The sequence below is a fragment of the Nocardia sp. MH4 genome, from assembly GCF_019266065.1.
GTDB lineage: Bacteria > Actinomycetota > Actinomycetes > Mycobacteriales > Mycobacteriaceae > Nocardia > Nocardia canadensis.
On the sequence record NZ_LPNR01000112.1, the window covers coordinates 437986 to 457397 of the forward strand.

General features: G+C 70.1%; 17 protein-coding genes and 1 riboswitch. Of the genes, 9 read left to right on the forward strand and 8 right to left on the reverse strand.

Annotation, left to right across the window (positions count from 1 at the left end):
- Positions 1 to 5: 5 nt before the first annotated feature.
- Positions 6 to 404 (reverse strand): molybdopterin-binding protein, encoded by a 399-nt coding sequence (locus ATM97_RS24215; protein ID WP_218720419.1) that lies wholly within the window; start codon positions 402 to 404, stop codon positions 6 to 8.
- A 153-nt stretch (positions 405 to 557) separates the two neighbouring features.
- On the opposite strand from ATM97_RS24215, the gene ATM97_RS24220 reads away from it, so the two are divergent.
- Positions 558 to 974: a hypothetical protein gene (locus tag ATM97_RS24220; RefSeq protein ID WP_218720420.1), complete on the forward strand. Its 417-nt coding sequence runs from the start codon at positions 558 to 560 to the stop codon at positions 972 to 974.
- A 49-nt stretch (positions 975 to 1023) separates the two neighbouring features.
- Here ATM97_RS24220 and ATM97_RS24225 read toward each other — a convergent pair whose 3' ends face one another.
- Genes ATM97_RS24225 through ATM97_RS24235 form a run of 3 tightly spaced genes read right to left on the reverse strand, consistent with a single transcriptional unit; the run spans position 1024 to position 5114 of the window.
- A complete protein-coding gene (locus ATM97_RS24225) occupies positions 1024 to 2409 on the reverse strand; it encodes a styrene monooxygenase/indole monooxygenase family protein (RefSeq protein ID WP_218720422.1) in 1386 nt (461 codons plus the stop codon).
- 45 nt (positions 2410 to 2454) lie between these two features.
- The gene (locus ATM97_RS24230; RefSeq protein WP_218720424.1) at positions 2455 to 3894 is read right to left on the reverse strand and encodes an LLM class flavin-dependent oxidoreductase; all 1440 of its coding nucleotides are present in this window, start codon (positions 3892 to 3894) and stop codon (positions 2455 to 2457) included.
- On the reverse strand, positions 3891 to 5114 hold the full coding sequence (locus tag ATM97_RS24235; protein WP_218720426.1) for an acyl-CoA dehydrogenase family protein: 1224 nt from the start codon (positions 5112 to 5114) through the stop codon (positions 3891 to 3893). The genes ATM97_RS24230 and ATM97_RS24235 overlap by 4 nt, the downstream gene beginning before the upstream one ends.
- Positions 5115 to 5248: 134 nt before the next feature.
- Between ATM97_RS24235 and ATM97_RS24240 the strand changes: the two genes are divergently transcribed.
- The 4 genes from ATM97_RS24240 to rph all read left to right on the forward strand — a co-directional run bounded on the left by ATM97_RS24240 (position 5249) and on the right by rph (position 10973).
- A complete protein-coding gene (locus ATM97_RS24240) occupies positions 5249 to 6544 on the forward strand; it encodes an MFS transporter (RefSeq protein ID WP_218720427.1) in 1296 nt (431 codons plus the stop codon).
- On the forward strand, positions 6541 to 7551 hold the full coding sequence (locus ATM97_RS24245) for a glutathione S-transferase family protein (protein WP_218720428.1): 1011 nt from the start codon (positions 6541 to 6543) through the stop codon (positions 7549 to 7551). The genes ATM97_RS24240 and ATM97_RS24245 overlap by 4 nt, the downstream gene beginning before the upstream one ends.
- Before the next feature lie 46 nt (positions 7552 to 7597).
- A complete protein-coding gene (locus tag ATM97_RS24250) occupies positions 7598 to 8185 on the forward strand; it encodes a GNAT family N-acetyltransferase (protein ID WP_218720430.1) in 588 nt (195 codons plus the stop codon).
- 157 nt (positions 8186 to 8342) lie between these two features.
- The gene (gene rph / locus ATM97_RS24255) at positions 8343 to 10973 is read left to right on the forward strand and encodes a rifamycin-inactivating phosphotransferase (protein ID WP_218720431.1); all 2631 of its coding nucleotides are present in this window, start codon (positions 8343 to 8345) and stop codon (positions 10971 to 10973) included.
- A 58-nt stretch (positions 10974 to 11031) separates the two neighbouring features.
- On the opposite strand, the gene ligA is transcribed toward rph, so the two are convergent.
- Complete coding sequence (gene ligA, locus ATM97_RS24260) at positions 11032 to 13023, reverse strand: NAD-dependent DNA ligase LigA (protein WP_218720433.1); 1992 nt, start codon at positions 13021 to 13023, stop codon at positions 11032 to 11034.
- A 298-nt stretch (positions 13024 to 13321) separates the two neighbouring features.
- On the reverse strand, positions 13322 to 14209 hold the full coding sequence (locus ATM97_RS24265; protein WP_218720435.1) for a M48 family metalloprotease: 888 nt from the start codon (positions 14207 to 14209) through the stop codon (positions 13322 to 13324).
- Positions 14210 to 14299: 90 nt separating this feature from the next.
- Positions 14300 to 14366: riboswitch (guanidine-III (ykkC-III) riboswitch) on the forward strand.
- A gap of 10 nt (positions 14367 to 14376) precedes the next feature.
- Here ATM97_RS24265 and ATM97_RS24270 point away from each other — a divergent pair.
- The 4 genes from ATM97_RS24270 to ATM97_RS24285 all read left to right on the forward strand — a co-directional run bounded on the left by ATM97_RS24270 (position 14377) and on the right by ATM97_RS24285 (position 17858).
- Positions 14377 to 14691 carry a multidrug efflux SMR transporter gene (locus ATM97_RS24270; RefSeq protein ID WP_218720436.1) on the forward strand — a complete coding sequence of 105 codons (315 nt, stop codon included), beginning with the start codon at positions 14377 to 14379 and terminating at the stop codon, positions 14689 to 14691.
- A 347-nt stretch (positions 14692 to 15038) separates the two neighbouring features.
- Positions 15039 to 16289, forward strand: a complete 1251-nt coding sequence (locus tag ATM97_RS24275) for a PE-PPE domain-containing protein (RefSeq protein WP_218720438.1) — start codon at positions 15039 to 15041, stop codon at positions 16287 to 16289.
- A 142-nt stretch (positions 16290 to 16431) separates the two neighbouring features.
- Entirely contained in the window at positions 16432 to 16602 is a 171-nt protein-coding gene (locus tag ATM97_RS24280; protein WP_218720440.1) for a hypothetical protein, read from the forward strand.
- Positions 16603 to 16811: 209 nt separating this feature from the next.
- Complete coding sequence (locus ATM97_RS24285) at positions 16812 to 17858, forward strand: alpha/beta fold hydrolase (RefSeq protein ID WP_218720442.1); 1047 nt, start codon at positions 16812 to 16814, stop codon at positions 17856 to 17858.
- A 29-nt stretch (positions 17859 to 17887) separates the two neighbouring features.
- On the opposite strand, the gene ATM97_RS24290 is transcribed toward ATM97_RS24285, so the two are convergent.
- Both ATM97_RS24290 and ATM97_RS24295 read right to left on the reverse strand, forming a co-directional pair.
- Positions 17888 to 18499, reverse strand: a complete 612-nt coding sequence (locus ATM97_RS24290; RefSeq protein ID WP_218720444.1) for a hypothetical protein — start codon at positions 18497 to 18499, stop codon at positions 17888 to 17890.
- 128 nt (positions 18500 to 18627) lie between these two features.
- Positions 18628 to 19389 (reverse strand): 3-hydroxyacyl-CoA dehydrogenase, encoded by a 762-nt coding sequence (locus tag ATM97_RS24295; RefSeq protein WP_218720446.1) that lies wholly within the window; start codon positions 19387 to 19389, stop codon positions 18628 to 18630.
- Positions 19390 to 19412: the final 23 nt, after the last annotated feature.

Here is a 19412-nt window from a genome sequence, read left to right on the forward strand (position 1 = left end):
CCTCGTCAACTTTCCGGGATTTCTACCACGACATGGGTGGACTTCACCGAGGCGACGGTGATGCTGCCGACGTCGAGCCCGAGCTCGTCGACGGACTCCCGGCTCATCAGCGACACCAGCCGGAACGGTCCCGCCTGGATCTCGACCTGCGCCATCACGGTGTCCTTGACGATGCGGGTGACGATCCCGCGCATCCGGTTGCGGGCCGAGGTGGCGACGGTGGTGCCCGGCGGGGCCGGTTCGCTGTTCTGCTGCAGGAACTCGGCGAGCTCGCGCCCATCGATGCCCTTGCGGCCGCTGTCGAGCTGGATCGCGGTGAGCCTGCCCTGATCGATGTGCCGGCGGACGGTGTCATCACTGACACCCATCAACGCCGCTACTTCACTGATCCGCAGATTCGACACGAAGGGAGTGTATTCGACGCATCTACGGTGCGCATAGCGGAACTGTTCCGAACTTCCGGAATAATGGGAGTTTCCTCGTCGCGCTAGGGTCGAATCGCGGGGTCGCCCAGACCTCGCCCGGGTTCTCAGCCAACCGACACGAAGAGGCTTGCCATGCATCTCGGCGGTACGACCATTCGGGCCCTCATCGCGGCGGCCGTCGTCGCGGCACCGCTGTGCGCGTTCGCGCCGGTGGCCACGGCCGATCGCGGCTTGCTCGACGACGCGATCACCCTCACCAGCGGTGGTCTGTGCGTCGGGCACATCCATTTCGCGACGGTCTTCGGACCGAACACGCCCTACTTCGGCCTGATCAGCGCCCTGCACGGGATCGGCCCGTGCGCGGTGGAGGTCACCGTCGACTGGCGCAATCTCGACACCGGGGCCACCGGCACCGTGCGGCAACTGGTCGCCGGGACCGGCGGTACCCAGATCTCGTTCGATCCCGGACCGGGGCGGATCACCGGCACGCTCACCACCAACGCACCGCACAAGCCGGGCACCTTCGAATTCGTGCGCACAGCGCAGTAGTCCGCCGCGGCCGGCAGGATCGGCCGCGGCGGACGGGGGTGGTGGCAGCTCAGGCGCGGGTGAGCGCGCCCGCGTACTCCGACCGGGCGAATCTGCCCGCCGGCTGGAACCGGGCGAGCACCTCGGTCGCGGGCACGCCGGTGATCTCCTCGATGTAGGCGCCCGCCTGTTCGACGGTGTCGATCCCGAGGAACGGCTGCGGATGGTGCAGCAGGCCGACCAGCGCGCTCGCGAACCGCGGCTCCACCGCGGCGGCGGCGAAGAACTGCCCGCCGATGTCGGCGAACTCCGGATCGCTGAGGAACAACCGGGTCACCTTGGCGGCGGCATCGCTGCGCGCGGCGAGGAACTCCCCGTAGCGCGCGGCGATCCAGGCCTCGTCGAAGGCGCCGTCGTGGACGGCGGCCGCGGCGACCAGGCGCTGCGCCTGGATCAGCCCGCTCTGCGCGCCCTGCCCGGCGATCGGGTCGTAGGCGACGGAGGTGTCGCCCAGCGAGGCCACCGGGTGCCCGCTCGCGGTCCGGCCGACACCGGCGCGAACCACCGGTCGCACGGCGCCCTCGAGCCACGAGTGCGGATCGTCCTCGATCACCTGGGTGGCCAGGACCTCCGGCAGATCCCAGTCGATGTAGTCGCGGTAGAGCTCGGTGACGATCCGGTGCGCCGACGCGGCCGAATCGGCCGCGCCGAACCGCGCCGCCCAGTCGCTGCCCGGCCGCGCCCAGCCCAGGAACGCCCAGCTCGGACCGGCGTCCTTGTGCAGATAGGGCCCCCACCAGCCCTCGCCCTGATCGGCGAAGATGGAGAACCCGCTGTGGCCGCCGCCCGCCGGACTGCGATGGGCGAACACACCGGGGTCGTGGCCGAGACCGGTGACGGTGACCGTGAGCAGCGAGCGCTGGGGCGCGTCGTAGACGGTGCGCTCGGGGTCGACGGGGAACAGCTCCGACAGGCCACCGCGACCGGTCGCGACCAGGGTCAGGTCGTGCTGGGCGGCGATCCCGTCGAGGGATTCCGGGGTGACCTGCTCGACGACGAACCGACCACCGCGCTCGCGGAACGCGGTGAGTCGCTCGTCGGCCTTGAGCCTGGTGTCGACCGCGACGCCGACGTAGCCGTCGAACTCGCCGTCGAAGGCGATCAGCTCGTTGCGGTCGGGGTCGGCGATGCGGACGCTGAGTCCGGTGTGGCGGGGCGCCCTGGCGGTGTAGGTGTCCAGACCCAGGGCCAGCTCGGCCTGTTGGGTCACCCCGAATTCCAGGGCGGTGCCGGTGGCGGGAACGTCGTTGCGGAGGGCCTGTTGGTCTCGGTCGCTGTAGAGCGTGACCTCGAAGCCGGCGTCGAGCAGACCTAGCGCCGCGGTGACGCCGGTCTGTCCGGCGCCGACGATCGCGGCCGAACGCGTGGAACGTGAAGCGGGATTCTGCGATGTCATATCGGCTATGGTGCTGGATTCCGTTCCGCCGCAGCAGGGTTGCGATCAGCGAGAATCGATGGCCGCGACGATCGAGCCCGGCCTCGACTCCGCGTCCGGCAGGACGGTCGAATTCCGGCCGCCCACCCGGTAGCTCGCGCCGCGATGGTCGTCCGGGAGCCGGTCGCCCGCGCCGAACAGCGCGTGCCGCAGGGTGCCGGGCTCGTACTCGGCGGCATAGACACCGCGGGCGGTCAGCACCGGAACCACGTAACGCACGATGTCCTCGAACGAGCCGGGGGTGATCGCGTAGGCCAGGTTGAACCCGTCCAGATCGGTCTCGGCGACCCAGTCCTGGAGCTGGTCGGCGACGGTCTGTCCCGACCCGACGAACACCGGGCCCATGCCGCCGATGCCGGCCCAGCGGCCGATGTCGCGCACGGTCCATTCGCGGCCGTCGTCGTCGAACTCCTGGAACGCGGCGACCGCCGACTGGATGGCATTGCTCTGCACGTCGCCGATGGGGTCGTCGAGGTCGTAGCGCGACAGGTCGATCCCCATCCAGCCGGACATGAACACCAGCCCGCCCTCCACGCTCGCGTAGGACAGGTACTCCTCGTGCTTGGCGTGGGCGGCCGCGTCGGTGGCATCGGTGACGATGGTGGCCAGCGCGTAGATCCGGGCCGCGTACCGGTCACGACCCGCCGCCTCGAGCGCGTCCCTGACCCGCGACACCGTCTGGGTGAGTACGCGTTTCGACGGCGCTGCCACGAACACGGCCTCGGCGTTCTCCGCGGCGAAGCGCACGCCGCGCGGGGAGGCGCCCGCCTGGTAGATCACCGGGGTGCGCTGCGGCGAGGGCTCGGACAGATGGATGCCCGGCACGGTGAAATGCCGTCCCCGATGGCCGATGTGGTGCACCTTCGCCGGGTCGACGTAGATGCCACGATCCACATCGCGCACCACCGCGTCGTCTTCCCAGGAGCCCTCCCAGAGCTTGTAGAGCACCTCGAGGTATTCATCGGCCTGGTCGTAGCGGTCGTCGTGGTCGAGCTGATCGTCGGCGCCGAGATTGCGAGCCGCCGAGGGCAGGTAGCCGGTCACGACGTTCCAGCCGACCCGGCCGCCGGTGAGATGATCCAGCGTGGACAGCCGCCGGGCGAACGGGAAGGGGTGCTCGAAGCCGGTGCCCGTGGTGATGCCGAAGCCGAGGTGCTCGGTGACGGCGGCCATCGCCGTCACCAGCAGCAGCGGATCGGCCACCGGCACCTGCGCGCCCTCCCGCAGGGCGGCGAGATCGTTGCCGCCGTAGACGTCGTAGATGCCCAGGACATCGGCGATGAAGATGCCGTCGAAGCGGCCGCGTTCGAGCAGCTGGGCGAGCTCGGTCCAGTAACTCAGTTCCTTGTAGCGGTGCGACTGGTCGTCGGGGTGGCGCCACAGGCCGGGCGACTGGTGCGCCACACAGTTCATGTCGAAGGCGTTGAACCGGATCCGGCGGGTCATCGGGTGGGCCCGTCGGCCGCGACGCGTTCCCCGGCACTCCAGCCGAACGGCAGGTCGGTGCCGTTGAGCAGGTGATCGCCTACCGCTCTGGCCTTCTGGATGGCGGGGTTGTGCACCGAGATGGTGCGCGCGTTGCGCCAGTGCCGGTCCAGGCGCAGCCCTTCGGACACGATGGACGCGCCGCCCACCTCGAACAGCAGGCTGGTCGCGGGCAGCACGGTGTCGATCACCGCGAGCTGGGCCTGCGCGGCGGCGAGTTCGACAGCGGTGAGCGCCTTTTCATCGGTCGCGCCCGCGGCGAGGACCTCGTCGAGCAGGTCGGCCACGGCGAGGACGTTCGCGCGCGCGGAGAACGCGGCCGCCGACAGCTGGCCGATCACCTGCTGCACCAGCGGATCGTGGCGGGGCAGGTCGGCGGCGGAATGGGTGTAGCCGCGCGTTCGCCGCGAGACCCATTCCCGCACATCGCTTTCCGCGCGCTGGGCGATGCCTGCGAGCACCGCGAGCTGGACCAGCTGCAGGTAGGAGGTCGCGTAGGTGGGGCCGGGCACGCCGTAGCCGGGGCCGAGGATCTGTTCCTCGGTGACCCGCACCGCCGTGAATTCCGTGGTGCCGCTGGCGGTGAGCCGCTGCCCGAAACCGTCCCAGTCGTCGTGCTGACGCACCCCGTCGGCGTGGGCGCCGACCAGCACACCCACCCGTTCGCCGTCCCGGTCGGCGGCGACGAGGATGTGGTCGGCGTAGAGGGAGCCGGTGCTGTAGAACTTGGTGCCGTCGAGCCGCCAGTGTTCGCCGTCGCGAGTGAGCCGGGTCCGATACCGGTCGACCGCGCCGACCCCGGGCTCGGTGATGGCGTTGCCGACCAGGGTGCCCTCGGTCACCGCGCGCAGCCACCGCTCGCGTGCAGGCCCCGCGGCCGCCAGCAACTGGTCCTCGACGAAGGAGAAGTGCACACGCAACGCCTGCGGCAGGTTCGATTCGGCGGCGGCGAGGTCGATGAGCAGCCGGAACAGCTGGCGCACGCTCGCGCCGTAGCCGCCGAACTCCACCGGCACCCGCAGCGCGCCGAAGCGGGCCGCGCGCAGGGCGGCGATCTCGGCGTGTGCCAGTTCGCGGTCGGTTTCGCGGGCGACAGCGCCCTCGGCGATGCGATCGAAGAGGGGACGGAAGACGTCGTCCAGTTCGGAATCGGCCGCGCGTTTCGTCTCTGTGGAAGTCATTCCCCCACCATGACGCCGCAAGGCCGCATGCTCACCGGTTGCGCGCAGCGGGATCGCAAAGCCCGCGGCGGCGTGTTGCGATCAAGCCGAGCCGGGGGCCTGTGGCCCGGCGGGGTCTCTGCGACGATGTCGGCATGAGCACCGCCACCCGACCGGGTGTTGTCACGACCGGCACGCTGGTTCTGCTGTCCGCGCTGTACTTCGCGCAGGGTCTGCCGTTCGGCTTCTTCACCCAGGCGCTGCCGGTAGTGCTGCGCGAATCGGGCTATTCGCTGGTGGTGATCAGCGCCTCGGGCGTGCTGTTCCTGCCGTGGGCGCTGAAGTTCCTGTGGGCGCCCTATGTCGACCGGTACGGCACCCGGCGCACCTGGCTGCTGGTGCTGCAACTGTCCGCGGCGGCGGTCGCCATGCTGCTCGCGTGCCTGGACCTGTCGTCGTCGCTGCGGTGGCTGTTCGTCGGCATCGTGGTGGTGAATCTGTTCTCGGCGACGCAGGACGTGGCGACCGACGGGCTCGCCGTGCGTCTGCTGGGTCCGCGCCAGCGCGGGCTGGGCAACGGCATCCAGGTCGGCGCGTATCGCGTCGGCATGATCGTCGGCGGCGGCGCCCTGCTGTGGCTGTTCGCCCTGGCCGGGTGGCGGATGCTGTTCCTGGCCATGGCCGTGCTGATCGTGCTGACCACGGTGCCGGTATGGCTGCTACGCGAACCCGTCGCCGACCGCCCGCCGCCGCGGCATCCGGCGCGCCTGCTCGGTACCTGGTGGACCCGGCTGCGTCGGCCGGGCATTCTCGCCTTCATCGCGCTCATCGGCGCGTTCAAGTTCGGTGACTCGATGGCGTCCGCGCTGACCGGTCCGTTCCTGTCCGACGCGGGGCTCGATCTCGGCCAGATCGCGCTGATCAAGGGAGTGCTGTCCTCGGCGGGCGCGCTCGCCGGAGCCGGCCTCGGCGGCTGGCTCGCCTACCGCTTCGGTCGCAGGCACGCACTGCTCATCGGCGGTGTCACCCAGACCGCCGGCATCGTGCTGTATCTGCTCGCCGCGCACGGGATCGGCGGATTCGAGCTGCTCGTCACCGCGAGCCTGGCCGAGCACGTCTTCGGTGGCGCCGCCACGGTCGCGGTGTTCGCGCTCATGATGGACGCCGCCGACACCGACCACGCGGGCAGCGACTACACGCTGCTCGCCTGCGCCGTCGTCGTCGTCCAGGGTGTGGCGGGCATGGCGGCCGGGGTGGTCGGTGATCTGGCGGGCTATTCGGCCCTGTTCGCGACGAGCCTGGTGCTGTCCGGACTCGGCTGTGCCGCCCTGATTCTCGGGTTGTCGCGCGGGATGGGTCCGGTCGGCGTGCGCCGGGCGCTCGCGGCCGCCGACGCGCCGCATCCGGTCCCGGAACCGGCGGATGCGGAGTCTGCGAGACTGGGACGGTGAGCGATGCCGATGCGGGAACCTATGTCGAACCGGGCGAATTCCGTCGCGACACCAACTACATCACGACGCGGATCACCGCCGACGGCCGCGACGGCTACCCCGTCGAGCCCGGCCGCTACCGGCTCGTCGCGGCCAGGGCCTGCCCGTGGGCCAACCGCACGCTGATCGTGCGCCGGTTGCTCGGCCTGGAACCGGTGCTCTCGCTCGGCCTGTGCGGCCCCACCCACGACAAGCTCAGCTGGACCTTCGACCTGGACCCTGGCGGGGTCGACCCCGTGCTGGGCATCCATCATCTGCGCGACGCGTACCTGGCCCGGTTCCCGGACTATCCGCGCGGCATCACCGTGCCCGCCGTGGTCGACATCCCGACCGGTCAGGTCGCCACCAACGACTACGCCCAGATCACTCTCGACTTCGCCACCGAGTGGACCGCCTATCACCGCCCCGGCGCACCGCAGCTGTATCCGGAACCGCTGCGTGAGCAGATCGACGAGATCAACCTCGACGTCTTCCGCAACGTCAACAACGGCGTCTACCGCTGCGGTTTCGCGGGCGCTCAGGACGCCTACGACGCCGCCTACGTCCGCCTCTTCGACGCCTTGGACCGGCTGACCGAGCGGCTGCGCACCCAGCGCTACCTCGTCGGCGACACCATCACCGAAGCCGACGTGCGCCTGTTCACCACCCTCGCCCGCTTCGACCCCGTCTACCACGGCCATTTCAAGTGCAACCGCAGCAAACTCACCGAGATGCCGGTGCTGTGGGCCTACGCCCGCGACCTGTTCCAGACCCCCGGTTTCGGTGACACCATCGACTTCGGCCAGATCAAGGAGCACTACTACGTCGTGCATCGCGACATCAACCCCACCGGCATCATCCCGGCCGGCCCGGACCTGTCGAACTGGCTGACACCGCACCACCGCGAGGAACTGGGCGGGCGCCCGTTCGGCGACGGCACCCCGCCGCCGCCGCCCCTGCCCGCCGAGCAGGTACCGCCGATCGAGTGAGACCGACTGTCCGCCACCGGGACCGGGGCGAGCGGACAATATCGGCATGCCCGAACTGCTGCCACCCGTGGTGGATGCCGACCGATTCACCGCGACACCCCAACCGACGCTTCCCGGGATCGACGGCCTGATCCTGCGCCCGTGGACCGCGGCCGACGCACCGGTCGTGTACCGGGCGTTCCAGGACCCGGCGATCAGCCGCTGGCACGTCCGCAGCGCCGAATCCGTCGGCCAGGTGCGCGAGTGGATCGAGCGCTGGCGTGGCACCTGGTCCACCGGCAACGGGCAGTGGGCCGTCACCGTGGACGGCGAGGTCGCCGGACGAATCGGCTTGCGCCGCACCGACCTCGGCGAAGGCCACACCGAACTCGCCTACTGGACGCTACCCGCCCGGCGGGGCCAGGCTGTCGCACCCCGCGCCGCCCGGGTCCTCACCCGGTGGGCGTTCCACGACATCGGCTTCGACCGCATCCAGCTCACCCACTCGGTCCACAACGCGCCGTCGTGCCGTGTCGCGGCCAAGTGCGGATTCGTTCTGGAAGGCACCCTGCGCGGCGCCGGGCGCCACCGCGACGGCTGCCACGACATGCACCTGCATGCCCGGTTACGCACCGATCGCCCGGGTGGTCGCTGAATCCTCGCCGTCGACGGGCCGTTGCCGGTCGCGGCACGTTCCGACTGCTTGCCTCCCCCTTCTACTGTATACACGAATCCGGGCCCTCATGAGGCGCGGAATTGTGGTCCATAATCGCTCGCGAAATACCGAAACCACCAGGTGAGGAGTAGCGGGGATGGCCTATGTACTGGATTTCGGGGAGATCGATCGCACCCGGATCGCGATCGTCGGCGGCAAGGGCGCGAACCTCGGTGAGCTGGCGCGCATCGAGGGTGTGGACGTGCCGGACGGCTTCTGTGTGACGACCGACGCCTTCGCCCGGGCGCTGGCGGGCGCACCCGCGATCGAGGACCTGCTCGACGAACTGTCGCGCCTGGCGGCCGAGGACCGTGCGGCGATCGCCGCGGTGAGCGCCCGGGTGCGGCACGCGATCGAGGACCTGGTCGTCCCGGAGGACGTCGCGGCCGAGATCCTCGCCGCGCACGCCCGGCTCGGCGTGGACGGCGCCTACGCGGTCCGGTCCAGCGCCACCGCCGAGGACCTGCCGACCGCGTCGTTCGCGGGCCAGCAGGACACCTTCCTCAACATCGTGGGACCCCCGGCGATCCTCGAGCACGTCAGCCGGTGCTGGGCTTCGCTGTTCACCGAGCGCGCCGTCACCTACCGGCTGCGCAACGGGTTCGGCGAGAAAGTGATTCGGATGGCGGTGGTCGTGCAGCGGATGGTGTTCCCGCGTGCCTCGGGCATTCTCGTCACCGCTGATCCGGTCACCTCCGACCGGCGGATCGTCTCCATCGATGCCGGTTTCGGCCTCGGCGAGGCGCTCGTCTCCGGTCTCGTGAACGCCGACATCTACCGGGTCCGCGACGACACCGTCGTCGACCGGACGATCGCCACCAAGAAACTCGCCGTCGAGCCGGCGCCCGCGGGCGGCACACGGGTACGCGAGATCACCGAGGAGCAGCGCAACGACCCGGTGCTCACCGATGCGGAGGTGCTGCGGCTGGCTCGGCTCGGCCGCCGGATCGAAGCGCATTTCGGCAGTCCGCAGGACATCGAGTGGTGTCTGGACGGCGCGGATCCGCGGATCGTGCAGAGCAGACCGATCACCACCCTGTTCCCGATTCCGGTGGCCGCCGACGGGCAGAACCGCGTCTACGTGTCGGTGGGCCACCAGCAGATGATGACCGATGCGATGAAGCCACTGGGAATCTCGCTGTGGCAGTTGACGAGTCGCGCGCCGATGCGGGACGCGGGCGGTCGCCTGTTCGTCGACGTCACCGAGATGCTGTCCGCGCCGGCGGTCCGCACCGGCCTGATCGACGGGCTCGGCAAGTCCGATCCGCTGATCGGGGACGCGCTACGGTCGGTGGTCGAGCGCGGCGACTTCCTCCGCCCGGCGACCGAGGACGCCGAGGTCCGCGCACCCGCCGGTGTCCCGACGCCCGGTGCGGCGCGCACGCCGATCGAGGCCGACCCCGACCTCGTCGCCGAGCTGGTCGCCGACATCGACTCCTCCATCGCGACGCTGCAGCGCGAGATCCCGAACTACACGGGCCCGGCGCTGATCGATTTCCTCCGCGCCGATATCCAGGAATTGCAGCGGACGGTGTTCGCGCCGCGCAGCCTGCAGGCGATCATGTCGGCGATGGAGGCCACCGAGTGGCTCAACGACCGGCTGTGGGAGTGGCTCGGCGAGAAGAACGCCGCCGACGTGCTCCTGCAGTCGGTTCCGGGCAATGTGACCTCGGAGATGGGTCTGGCACTGCTCGACGTCGCCGACGCGATCCGTCCGCACCCGGATGTCGTCGCCTACCTGGAGCAGGTCGAGCAGACGGGCCCGGGGCCGGACGGCTTCCTGGTCGAGCTGGCCGACCGTTCCGGGGGTCCCGAGGCCCGCGCCGCGATCGAGGGTTTTCTCGCCCGCTACGGCATGCGCTGCGTCGGCGAGATCGACATCACCCGCCCGCGCTGGAGCGAGAGTCCCACCACGCTCGTGCCCACGATCCTGGGCAATATCGAGAACTTCGGGCCCGGTGCGGGCACGCAGCGCTTCGACGAGGGCCTGCGTGCGGCCGAACAGGCCGAGCATCAGCTCCTGGACCGCGTGCGCGCCCTGCCGGACGGGGCCGCGAAGGCCGAGGAGACCGCGGCGATGATCGACCGCCTGCGCACCTACTCCGGCTATCGGGAGTATCCGAAGTACGGCATGGTGAGCCGCTATTTCGTCTACAAGCAGGCGCTGCTCGGCGAAGCCGGGCGGCTCGTCCGCGACGGCGTCCTGCGCGCGCCGGAGGACATCTTCTACCTCCGGTTCGACGAACTCGGCGAGGTGGTCCGCACCCGCCGGGTGAGTGCCGAACTCATCGACGAGCGCAAGGACGCCTTCCGCGCGTATCAGTCGCTGTCCGCACCTCGGGTGCTCACCTCCGACGGCGAGGCGCTGAGCGGGGCGTACCGGCGCGAGGATCTACCGTCCGGCGCACTGCCCGGCATGGCGGTCTCCGCGGGGATCATCGAAGGTCGCGCGCGCGTCGTGTCCGACATCGGGCAGGCCGACCTCGACCCGGGAGACATCCTGGTGACCGCCTACACCGACCCCAGCTGGACTCCGCTGTTCGTCGCGATCAGGGGCCTGGTGACCGAAGTCGGCGGCCTGATGACCCATGGCGCGGTGATCGCCCGCGAATACGGACTGCCCGCCGTCGTCGGGGTGGAGCATGCCACCTCGCTGATCCGGGACGGGCAGCGCATCCGCGTGAACGGCGCCGACGGTTACGTGGAGATCCTGACCCCGGACGAATGACGGCGACGCCGTGGCCTTCCCGACGGCCCGCTGCGGCGGGCCGCCGGGAACGGGCGGTCTAGACCACCTTGGCGCTGATCAGCATGGTCCAGATCGCGCCCTGATCGACGACCTCGACACCGAGCTTCTCCGCCTTGGCCAGCTTGCTGTCACCGACGCCGGCGCCGGTGATGAGCAGGTCGGTGTTGGCCGAGACCGAGGAGGCCGCCGTCGCGCCCGCCTGCTCGCACAGGCGCTGGAAGGTCGGTCGGGCAACCTTCTCCCCCGACCGCGGATCACTGATGGCGCCGGTGATGACGACCGTCTTGCCCGCCAGTGGCGCACCCGCCGCGACGACCGGCGCGAGGTCCTCCTCGCGCACGTCCAGGCTGACACCGGCCGCGCGCAACCGCTCCAGCTCCGGACGTAGGCGGGTCAGGTGCGCGACCAGGGAGGCGGCGACCTTAGGGCCGATGTCCTCCACCGCGACGAGGCGTTCCTCGCCCGCGTCGGCGACCTCCTCCAGGGAGCCGAAACCCGCGCGGGCCAGTCGCGCGGCGGTGCCGTCGGAGGCCATCGGGATGGCCAGGCCGATCAGCGCGCGACGCAGGCCGACCTGGCGGCTCGCGTCGATCGACTCGATCATCCGCGCGGCCGACACCTCGCCGATGCGGTCGAATTCGAGCAGGCGCTCCTGGGTGAGGGTGTAGAAGTCCGACGGGCGTTCCAGGATGCCCGCCTCGGCGAGGCGTTCGATCCACACCTGCCCGATGGCGTCGATGTCGGCCGCCGCGCGCGAGGCCCAGTGGATCAGCCGGCGCACGGTCTGGGCCGGACAGGCCACATTGGTACAGAACAGCTCTCGGCTGTTGCCCTGCTCGGTGACCGGCTGCCCGCAGGACGGGCACGCGGTCGGCGGCACGATCTCGCGCTCCTCGCCGGTGCGCGCGGCCGCGTCGAGCACGCCCGCCACGAACGGGATCACATCGCCCGCGCGGCGCACCAGCACGGTGTCCCCGATCTTGATGTCGCGGGCGCGGATCACCTCCTGGTTGGCCAGTGTCGCCTTGGTGACGGTGGTACCGCCGACGAACACCGGCTCCAGCCAGGCGACCGGCACGATCTTGCCGGTCTTGCCCACGTCCCACACGACGTCGGCCAGCAGCGTGGTCTTCTCCTCCGCGGCGAACTTGAACGCGAGCGCGCCGCGCGGCGAGTTCGAGCGGGTTCCGGCCGCCGCGTACGCATCCCGGTCGGCCAGCCGCAGCACGGCCCCATCGATGTCGTAGTCCAGGTCGTTGCGGCCCTGTTCGATTTCGGTGATCGCGGCCTGCGCCTGTGCCGCGTCGGCGCACAGCCGCATCCGCGCGCCTTCCACGCCCAGCGCGTGCAGGCCCGCGCCGAGGTCGTGCGCGGCGTTGTCATCGGAGGTGTCGAGGTCGAAGCCGAAGAACTGCAGGCGACGCTCGGCGACGGTGGCCGGGTCCTTGGCCCGCAGTGTGCCCGCCGCCGCATTGCGCGGATTGATCAGGGGTTTGTCCGGGTGCGCCGCGTTGTAGGCGGTGAAGGTCGAGCGCAGCATCACCGCCTCGCCGCGCACCTCCACCCGCCCGGGGAGCTCGATCCGGTCGGGTACACCATCGACCAGCGCGCGGACCAGCATGGTCACATCGTCACCGGTCGTGCCATCGCCCCGGGTCACGGCCCGCACCAACCGGCCGTCCTCGAAGACCAGTGCCAGCGACAAACCGTCGAGCTTCGGCATGACCACCACCGGCTGGCCGGGAAACCGCTGGAAGAACGCTTCGACCTGCTCTGGCTTGGTGGCCTTCTCGAGCGACAGCATCGGCCGCGAGTGCCGCACCGGCGCGTGCAGCACCGCGGGGGCGCCGACCTGGTCGAGCGGATTCGGCTCGGGCGTGAGCTCGGGGTGCGCCGCGATCAGCGCACGCAACTCGTCTTCGATCGTGTCGTACTCGGCATCGGCGACCAGCGGCTCGCCCTGATAGTAGGCGTCGCGCAGCGCCACGATGCGATCGGCGAGTTCTTGGATACGTTCCCCTGTTTCCACAGCACACGACGCTACCGATTCCCACCGACACCTCCGACGAGCAGGGTTGGCGGGGGTGGGCGGCTCACGAAATCCTCACGCTGCGGACGGCAGTATCGGCAGCGATCAGGTTCCGGCCGTGTCCGGTCTCGCCGACCGAGCGCACCCGACACCCGCGGCGGCTCCTCGCGCCCCGCGGAACCGCACCGCCGAGCTGCCCTCGCGGTGCGGATCGCGCCGTGGACGCGACCGCTCCTGATCCGGCGCACCCGCCGACTGTTCCTCCGGCGGGTGCGCCCCCTTCCCACGGCGCGGGCGGTCAGGCCGCGACGGCTCGCCGAATCGCCCGCAGCCGTTCGGTTGTCGGCGGATGGGTGCCGAGCCAGCGGGCACGCGCGGCGAGCAGTGGCGATGCGGGAGTCGACTCGTGCGGCAGCCACCTGCGCAGTGCGCCGTGCAGATCGCGGCCGTACCCGAAGTCGACCGCCATCCGATCGGCGGCGAACTCCCCTCGCCGCGAGCGCGCCGCCGCGCTGAGCGGTTCCAGCACGAGCAGGGTGATCAGGACCGCGACGGTCGGTGCGCCGATGCGCGGCGTCAGCACCGTCGCCGCACCCACCAGGAGCGCGGCCGAGATCGCCGACCGGATCAGCAGGCGGACGACACCGGGACCCCGCGCCGCGCGGACAGGGATCTTGCCGATCGCGCGGACCACGCGGGCCGGGAGCGAGGCCCAGTCGTCGAGCAGCCGCAGCCGCGGATCGAGCAGGAGGTGATGGCCGAGTTCATGGGCGAGCACGGCGGCCAATTGCCGTGGCCGCAGCGACCCGAGCGCCCAGCTCGTCACCGCGACCATCCGGGCGGGGGCGGCGAAGGCGTTCAAGGCGGCCGATTGCTGCACCCACAGCGAATAGGGCCAACCGTCGACGCCGGCCGCGCGGGTGACCTCGGACCAGGCTGACGCGAGCAGGTCCGGCTCCGCGCCGACCGGTGGACGAAATCCGTACGCCGCCGCCGCTTGTGCCCGATTCGGGTGGAACCACGACGCACTCGCCACACCGCAACCGATCACGAACCACAGCGCGAGCACGATCATCGCCGCCCAGTAACCCATACCGACCCCGACCACATACACCAGCACTCCATTGAGCGTCAGGCTCGGCAGCGTCAGCAGAAATCCACCGGCGAATTCGCGAATCCTCCCCACCGGTAGGAGTTTACGGATACTCACCGACAGGTCGGGCGGTGAGCCGAACCACCATCGCTTGCCGCCCGGTAACCGGCGTGCCATGGTGGAAGTGAGCCCGGACCTCGGGCTTCCGGACGAGGGGTGCCGTACCCGGAGTGCGACAAGACGGCCCGAGGAGGGCTCTCATGTCGTGGATTCTGCTGGTCGTGTCCGGATTTCTGGAGGCCGTCTGGGCAACGGCTCTGGGCAAATCGGAAGGCTTCACCCGGCTCGTGCCCTCGGTGGTGTTCTTCGCCGCGCTCCTGGCGAGCATGGCGGGATTGGCCGTCGCGATGCGCGAACTTCCCGTGGGCACCGCGTACGCGGTCTGGGTCGGTATCGGCGCGGTCCTCACCGTCGCCTACGCCATGGCCACCGGCGAGGAACCCGTCACGGTGGCCGAGCTCGTCTTCCTGACCATGATCGTGACCGGCGTGGTCGGGCTCAAACTCACCCACTGACCACCACGCTCCTTCTTTTCCCTGATGACGTCTCGATCACTCCCGATCCGCGTCGTCGGTCCGCGCACGTCCACCGATCTCCGCTTCTCCGCCGACTCCGCGCAACGCTGCCGCAACGGTGGCGTTGCCTCGATCAGCGCGCGCAATGATGCAGGGGCTGCCATTCTCTCCGCGTTGCGTCCTTGTCGCACAGCACAACCGCTGGCAGAATTGCTCTGAAATTGCCGAGGTCTCGCTCTTCCCTCCCGCTGAAGGGGCAGTCCATGCCGCAGACATCGACGACGCGACGAATCGGTCGGGCGATGAAGGCGGGAGAACGGAGGCGGCGTTCGGCCGCACGCGGCAGTGTGTCCGCCGCGATTCTGACGGCACTGGGTGTGGTGTGGCTCGAGGTGCAGAGTGTCGGCGCGGTCGCTCTCGCCGCGACGACGGTGCTGGTCGTTCCCGGCACCGACACCAGCGACCCGTCGGTGGCCCACAACTTCGAAAGCAATGCCTACCAGAACTTCGTCGCCCCCGGCGCGGATGGCTGTACGGACAACTCCTGTCCCGGTGTCGCCTTCGTTCCCGTCCCGTACGACGCGTCCCTGTGGCCGGTCATCTCGTCGAAGGGTCCCGAGGCATCCTCGGCGAAGTGGAATCCCTCGGTGGCCGACGGTGTGACGACTCTCGGCGCGCTCGCCGCCCGACAGATCGACGCTCCCGCGCACGGCGGCATCGTCGTCTTCGGCTATTCGCAGGGCGCGACGGTCGCCAGTGCGCAGAAGGCCGCCCTGGCCGGCCTGACACCCCCGGACAAGGATCGTCTGGCCTTCGTCCTCATCGCGAACCCGAATCGCCCCAACGGCGGAATCATCGAGCGGCCGGTACGTTTCGGGGAGATCCTGATCGCCGACATCAGTTTCGGACCGCCCACCCCGACCGACACCGGCATCGCGACAACCGATATCGCCATGCAGTACGACGGCATTTCCGACTTCCCGGCCTATCCGCTCAATGTCGTCGCCGACGCCAATGCCCTGTTGGGCACCCTGCTCATCCACCCCTCCTATCTGCAGCCGAAAGGCGACGGCGCGGGCAGCCACCCCAAGCCGGGCGCGGCGATCTACGGCTACCCCGATCCGGCCGACTACCTCGCACAGCAGAATTGCGACGACCATCCCGCGAACTGCCAGGTCCACGGCGACACCACCTACAAGACGATCCCCAGCCCCGAAGGCACCCTGCCCCTGCTGTATCCCCTGCGCGCGGTCGGACACCACCTGAACCGGACCGACGTCACCGAACCCGTCGCCGCCCTCCTGGAACCGGCCCTGCGCGTAGTGATCGAAACCGGATACGACCGCACCGATTACGCGGCCCCCACCCCCTTGCATGTCGATCAACCCCTCGACCCCAGCAGAACCGACACCCTCCCGGCGGACCTGTCCGTCGCGATCGACCAGGGCATCGCCGCCGCGGCCGCCGACATCGACAACCCGTCCCACACCCCGGATCGAACCCTGCCGCCCGCGGCGGCCCTGACGAATCTCGACGACCTCCTCCCGCCGAATCCGATATCACCCCTCCTCCACGATTTCCTCACCCCGGCTCCCTAGCCACAACCGCGGCGACCCCGGACCCGGCTAGGGTCGAACGGACCGGCGTACCGCGCGCCGGGAACGACCCGAGCCGAGCGAAAGCACCCGCGCCTGCTACGCGGACGACGTCGCACAGGGCCTCACCGATGCCGGTTTGCGGGTGCTGGCGCACCGTGGAATTCGCAGCGTCTGCGACCTGATCGTCGACGACGAGCGCAAGACCGACCCGCACTTCTTCGCCCGACTCGAACAGCTGGAACTCGCGATGTCCTCCCGCGCGCCCTACATCTACACGGCGAGGTTCTTTCACCTGATCGCCACGCCGAATTGAGGCATTGTCCGGCGCGCCCCGAATTGCCCGATGCTTCATACGAAACTAGTAGTTTCGCATGCTGACCTGGTGGCCACACGGAGACCGGGAGGCGGGCGGCCGCGCGAGGAACCCGGCGCCCGACCGTCGGCGGCGATTTGCCTGCCGGCGATAAGTCGGACACGATGTCCAGGTAAAATGTGCGGTGGGCACGGGCGTGGAGGTATGTGATGGTCAGCTGGGACAACGCGGTGCGTAATGTGGGCGCGCTGTTCGGCCCCGGAATCGAGCCGTATGTCCCGACCCCGTCCGAGGTCGTCTACGACCAGCCGCATCGGCTGTTGCGACGCTACCGCCGCACCGGCGCGGGCACCGGCAACCCGATCCTGCTGGTGCCGCCGCTGGCGGTGACGATCTCCTGCTACGACCTGCGACCCGGCCAGAGCCTGGTCGAGTATCTCCTGGACCTGGGCCGCGACGTCTATGTCATCGACTACGGCGAGATCGGCTGGGCCGACCGGAACCTGGGATTCGAGGAATGGGTCGACGACATCGTGCCCACCGCGGTGCACCGGGTCAGCGCGGAGCACGCGCACGCCCCGGTCGACGTGATCGGCTGGTCCTTCGGTGGCACGATCAGCCTGCTCACCGCGGCCGCCGACCCCGGTCTCCCGCTCGCCTCGATCACCGCGGTCGGCACACCGTTCGACCAGCGCCGCAACGGCCCGATGGCGCTGGCGCGCTCGGTCGCCCGGCTGACCTCGGGCCGGCTGGTCACCGAACCCGTGCGACTTCTCGGCGGCATACCGAAACATGCCGTGCGCATGGGTTTCCGGGCCCAGGCGCTCGACCGCGAACTGACCAAACCGTGGTACATCGCCCGCAATGCCGGCGATGTCGAAGCGCTGGCCCGGATGCAGGCCGTCGACCGGTTCATGGACGAGATGCCGGGGTATCCCGGCCGGTTCTATCGGCAGGTCTATCGCCGGCTGATCGTGCGCAACGAGATGTGGAAGGGCACAGTGCATCTGAGCCCGGCGCACGCGATCGAGCTGGCCGCGATCACCGTCCCGGTCCTGCTGATCGGTGGCCGCCGCGACAAACTCGCCTCGGCCGCCTCCGTCGCGGCCGGGACCGAAGTGCTCGTCGGCGCGCCGGTGCGCTTCGCCGAGGTCGACGGAAGCCATCTGGGCATCATCGCCGGCCCCGGTGCCCGCGATTCCAGCTGGGCGGCGATCCGCGACTTCCTCGCCGCCGACGTCGCGCACGTCGTCTGACCGGCTGGGTCTTGCTCCGCCGAGTACACCTACGTGCAGCCGCCGAGCCACCACCAACCGCCGGACAGCTCGATTTTCGGACAGATCGGGTCGCCGAATCCGTCGTACGGTCCGGGACCGGGCGCACCGCGAAAGTGCGCGTACCCCGTTGCGCCATCGGGAATTCCGACGTAGTCGGGGACGAACCGCACCGGGTGTCCACCACTGGTGCCGATGACCGCGACTCGGCAATTCGCCGAAACGAGGCACAGGTGGCTCGGTAGCGGGCTCCCGTAATAGTCGTCGGGCCTCGCCGGCACCGACGTCGCCGCCACCGCCGCGAACGCAGGCCGCTCGAGCCAGAATCGGGTGAACACCCCGACCTCCGGCTCCGCGACGAAGAGCGCGGGCCCACCTGTGCCGATCACCGCGAAGACAGCAGTGACCACGACGGGCCACCGCCGCGGGAACCGACGGGCTCGCCCGATCGCGACCGCGAAGACGACGATCACCACGACCCAGACCAGCACCAGTACCGGTAGGGCGAGCAGCCATAGCTGCGTCACCACCCAGCCACGATGCAGGCCGACCATCACTGCCACGAACATCGTCACCGCCGCGCTGATCGGCGGCAGCGCGAACCGGCGCGTCTGCTCGAACACCCTGACAACCTATCCGGCCGAGGTGCGCGACTCGCGCGGAGAATGTGGCGGACCGGCGAGCGTACCGCCGGACCCGGTCCTCCAGCCGGACATCGTGCCCGGCCGGAAGCCCTGGAGTGTCGATCAGGTCAGCGCGGCGCCATGCGGATCGCGCCGTCGAGGCGGATGGTCTCGCCGTTGAGCATCGGGTTCTCCACGATGTGGCGGGCCAGCGCGGCGAACTCGGTGGGCTGACCCAGGCGCGAGGGGTGCGGGACCTGCGCGCCGAGCGACTGCAGCGCCTCCTCGGGCAGCGTCTCGAACAGCGGGGTGCGGAACAGGCCGGGCGCGATGGTGACGACCCGGATCTTGAAGCTCGCCAGGTCACGCGCGACCGGCAGGGTCAGGCCGACGATGCCGCCCTTGGACGCGGAGTAGGCGGCCTGGCCGATCTGGCCGTCGTAGGCGGCGACCGACGCGGTGTTGACGATGACGCCGCGCTCCTCACCGACCGGCTCGGTGGCCGCCATGCGCTCGGCGGCGAGGCGGATCACGTTGAACGTGCCGACGAGGTTGACGTTGATCACCTTGGTGAAATCGGCGAGCGGGAACGCGCCCTTCTTGCCGACCGTCTTGATCGCGTTGCCGATGCCCGCGCAGTTCACGGCGATCCGCAGCGGTGCCAGCGATTCGGCGACGTCGAGGGCCGCAGCGACCGCCGATTCGTCGGTCACGTCCGCCGCCGCGAAGGCCGCGCCCTCGCCCAGCTCCTTGGCGATGGTCGCCCCGTCGGACGACGGCAGGTCGACGATGACGACCTTCGCGCCCTGGGCGTGCAGTTCCCGCACGGTCGCCAAGCCGAGACCCGACGCACCGCCGGTGACGATCGCGGACGCATTGACGAAATCCATACCCGTAACTCCTGTTCGATGAG

Excerpts from the sequence above, each read along its gene's own strand:
- ATM97_RS24220 (WP_218720420.1), top strand. The coding sequence starts at position 558 with ATGCATCTCGGCGGTACGACCATTCGGGCCCTCATCGCGGCGGCCGTC.
- ATM97_RS24225 (WP_218720422.1), bottom strand. The coding sequence starts at position 2,409 with ATGACATCGCAGAATCCCGCTTCACGTTCCACGCGTTCGGCCGCGATC.
- ATM97_RS24230 (WP_218720424.1), bottom strand. The coding sequence starts at position 3,894 with ATGACCCGCCGGATCCGGTTCAACGCCTTCGACATGAACTGTGTGGCG.
- ATM97_RS24235 (WP_218720426.1), bottom strand. The coding sequence starts at position 5,114 with ATGACTTCCACAGAGACGAAACGCGCGGCCGATTCCGAACTGGACGAC.
- ATM97_RS24240 (WP_218720427.1), top strand. The coding sequence starts at position 5,249 with ATGAGCACCGCCACCCGACCGGGTGTTGTCACGACCGGCACGCTGGTT.
- ATM97_RS24250 (WP_218720430.1), top strand. The coding sequence starts at position 7,598 with ATGCCCGAACTGCTGCCACCCGTGGTGGATGCCGACCGATTCACCGCG.
- rph (WP_218720431.1), top strand. The coding sequence starts at position 8,343 with ATGGCCTATGTACTGGATTTCGGGGAGATCGATCGCACCCGGATCGCG.
- ATM97_RS24270 (WP_218720436.1), top strand. The coding sequence starts at position 14,377 with ATGTCGTGGATTCTGCTGGTCGTGTCCGGATTTCTGGAGGCCGTCTGG.
- ATM97_RS24285 (WP_218720442.1), top strand. The coding sequence starts at position 16,812 with ATGGTCAGCTGGGACAACGCGGTGCGTAATGTGGGCGCGCTGTTCGGC.
- ATM97_RS24295 (WP_218720446.1), bottom strand. The coding sequence starts at position 19,389 with ATGGATTTCGTCAATGCGTCCGCGATCGTCACCGGCGGTGCGTCGGGT.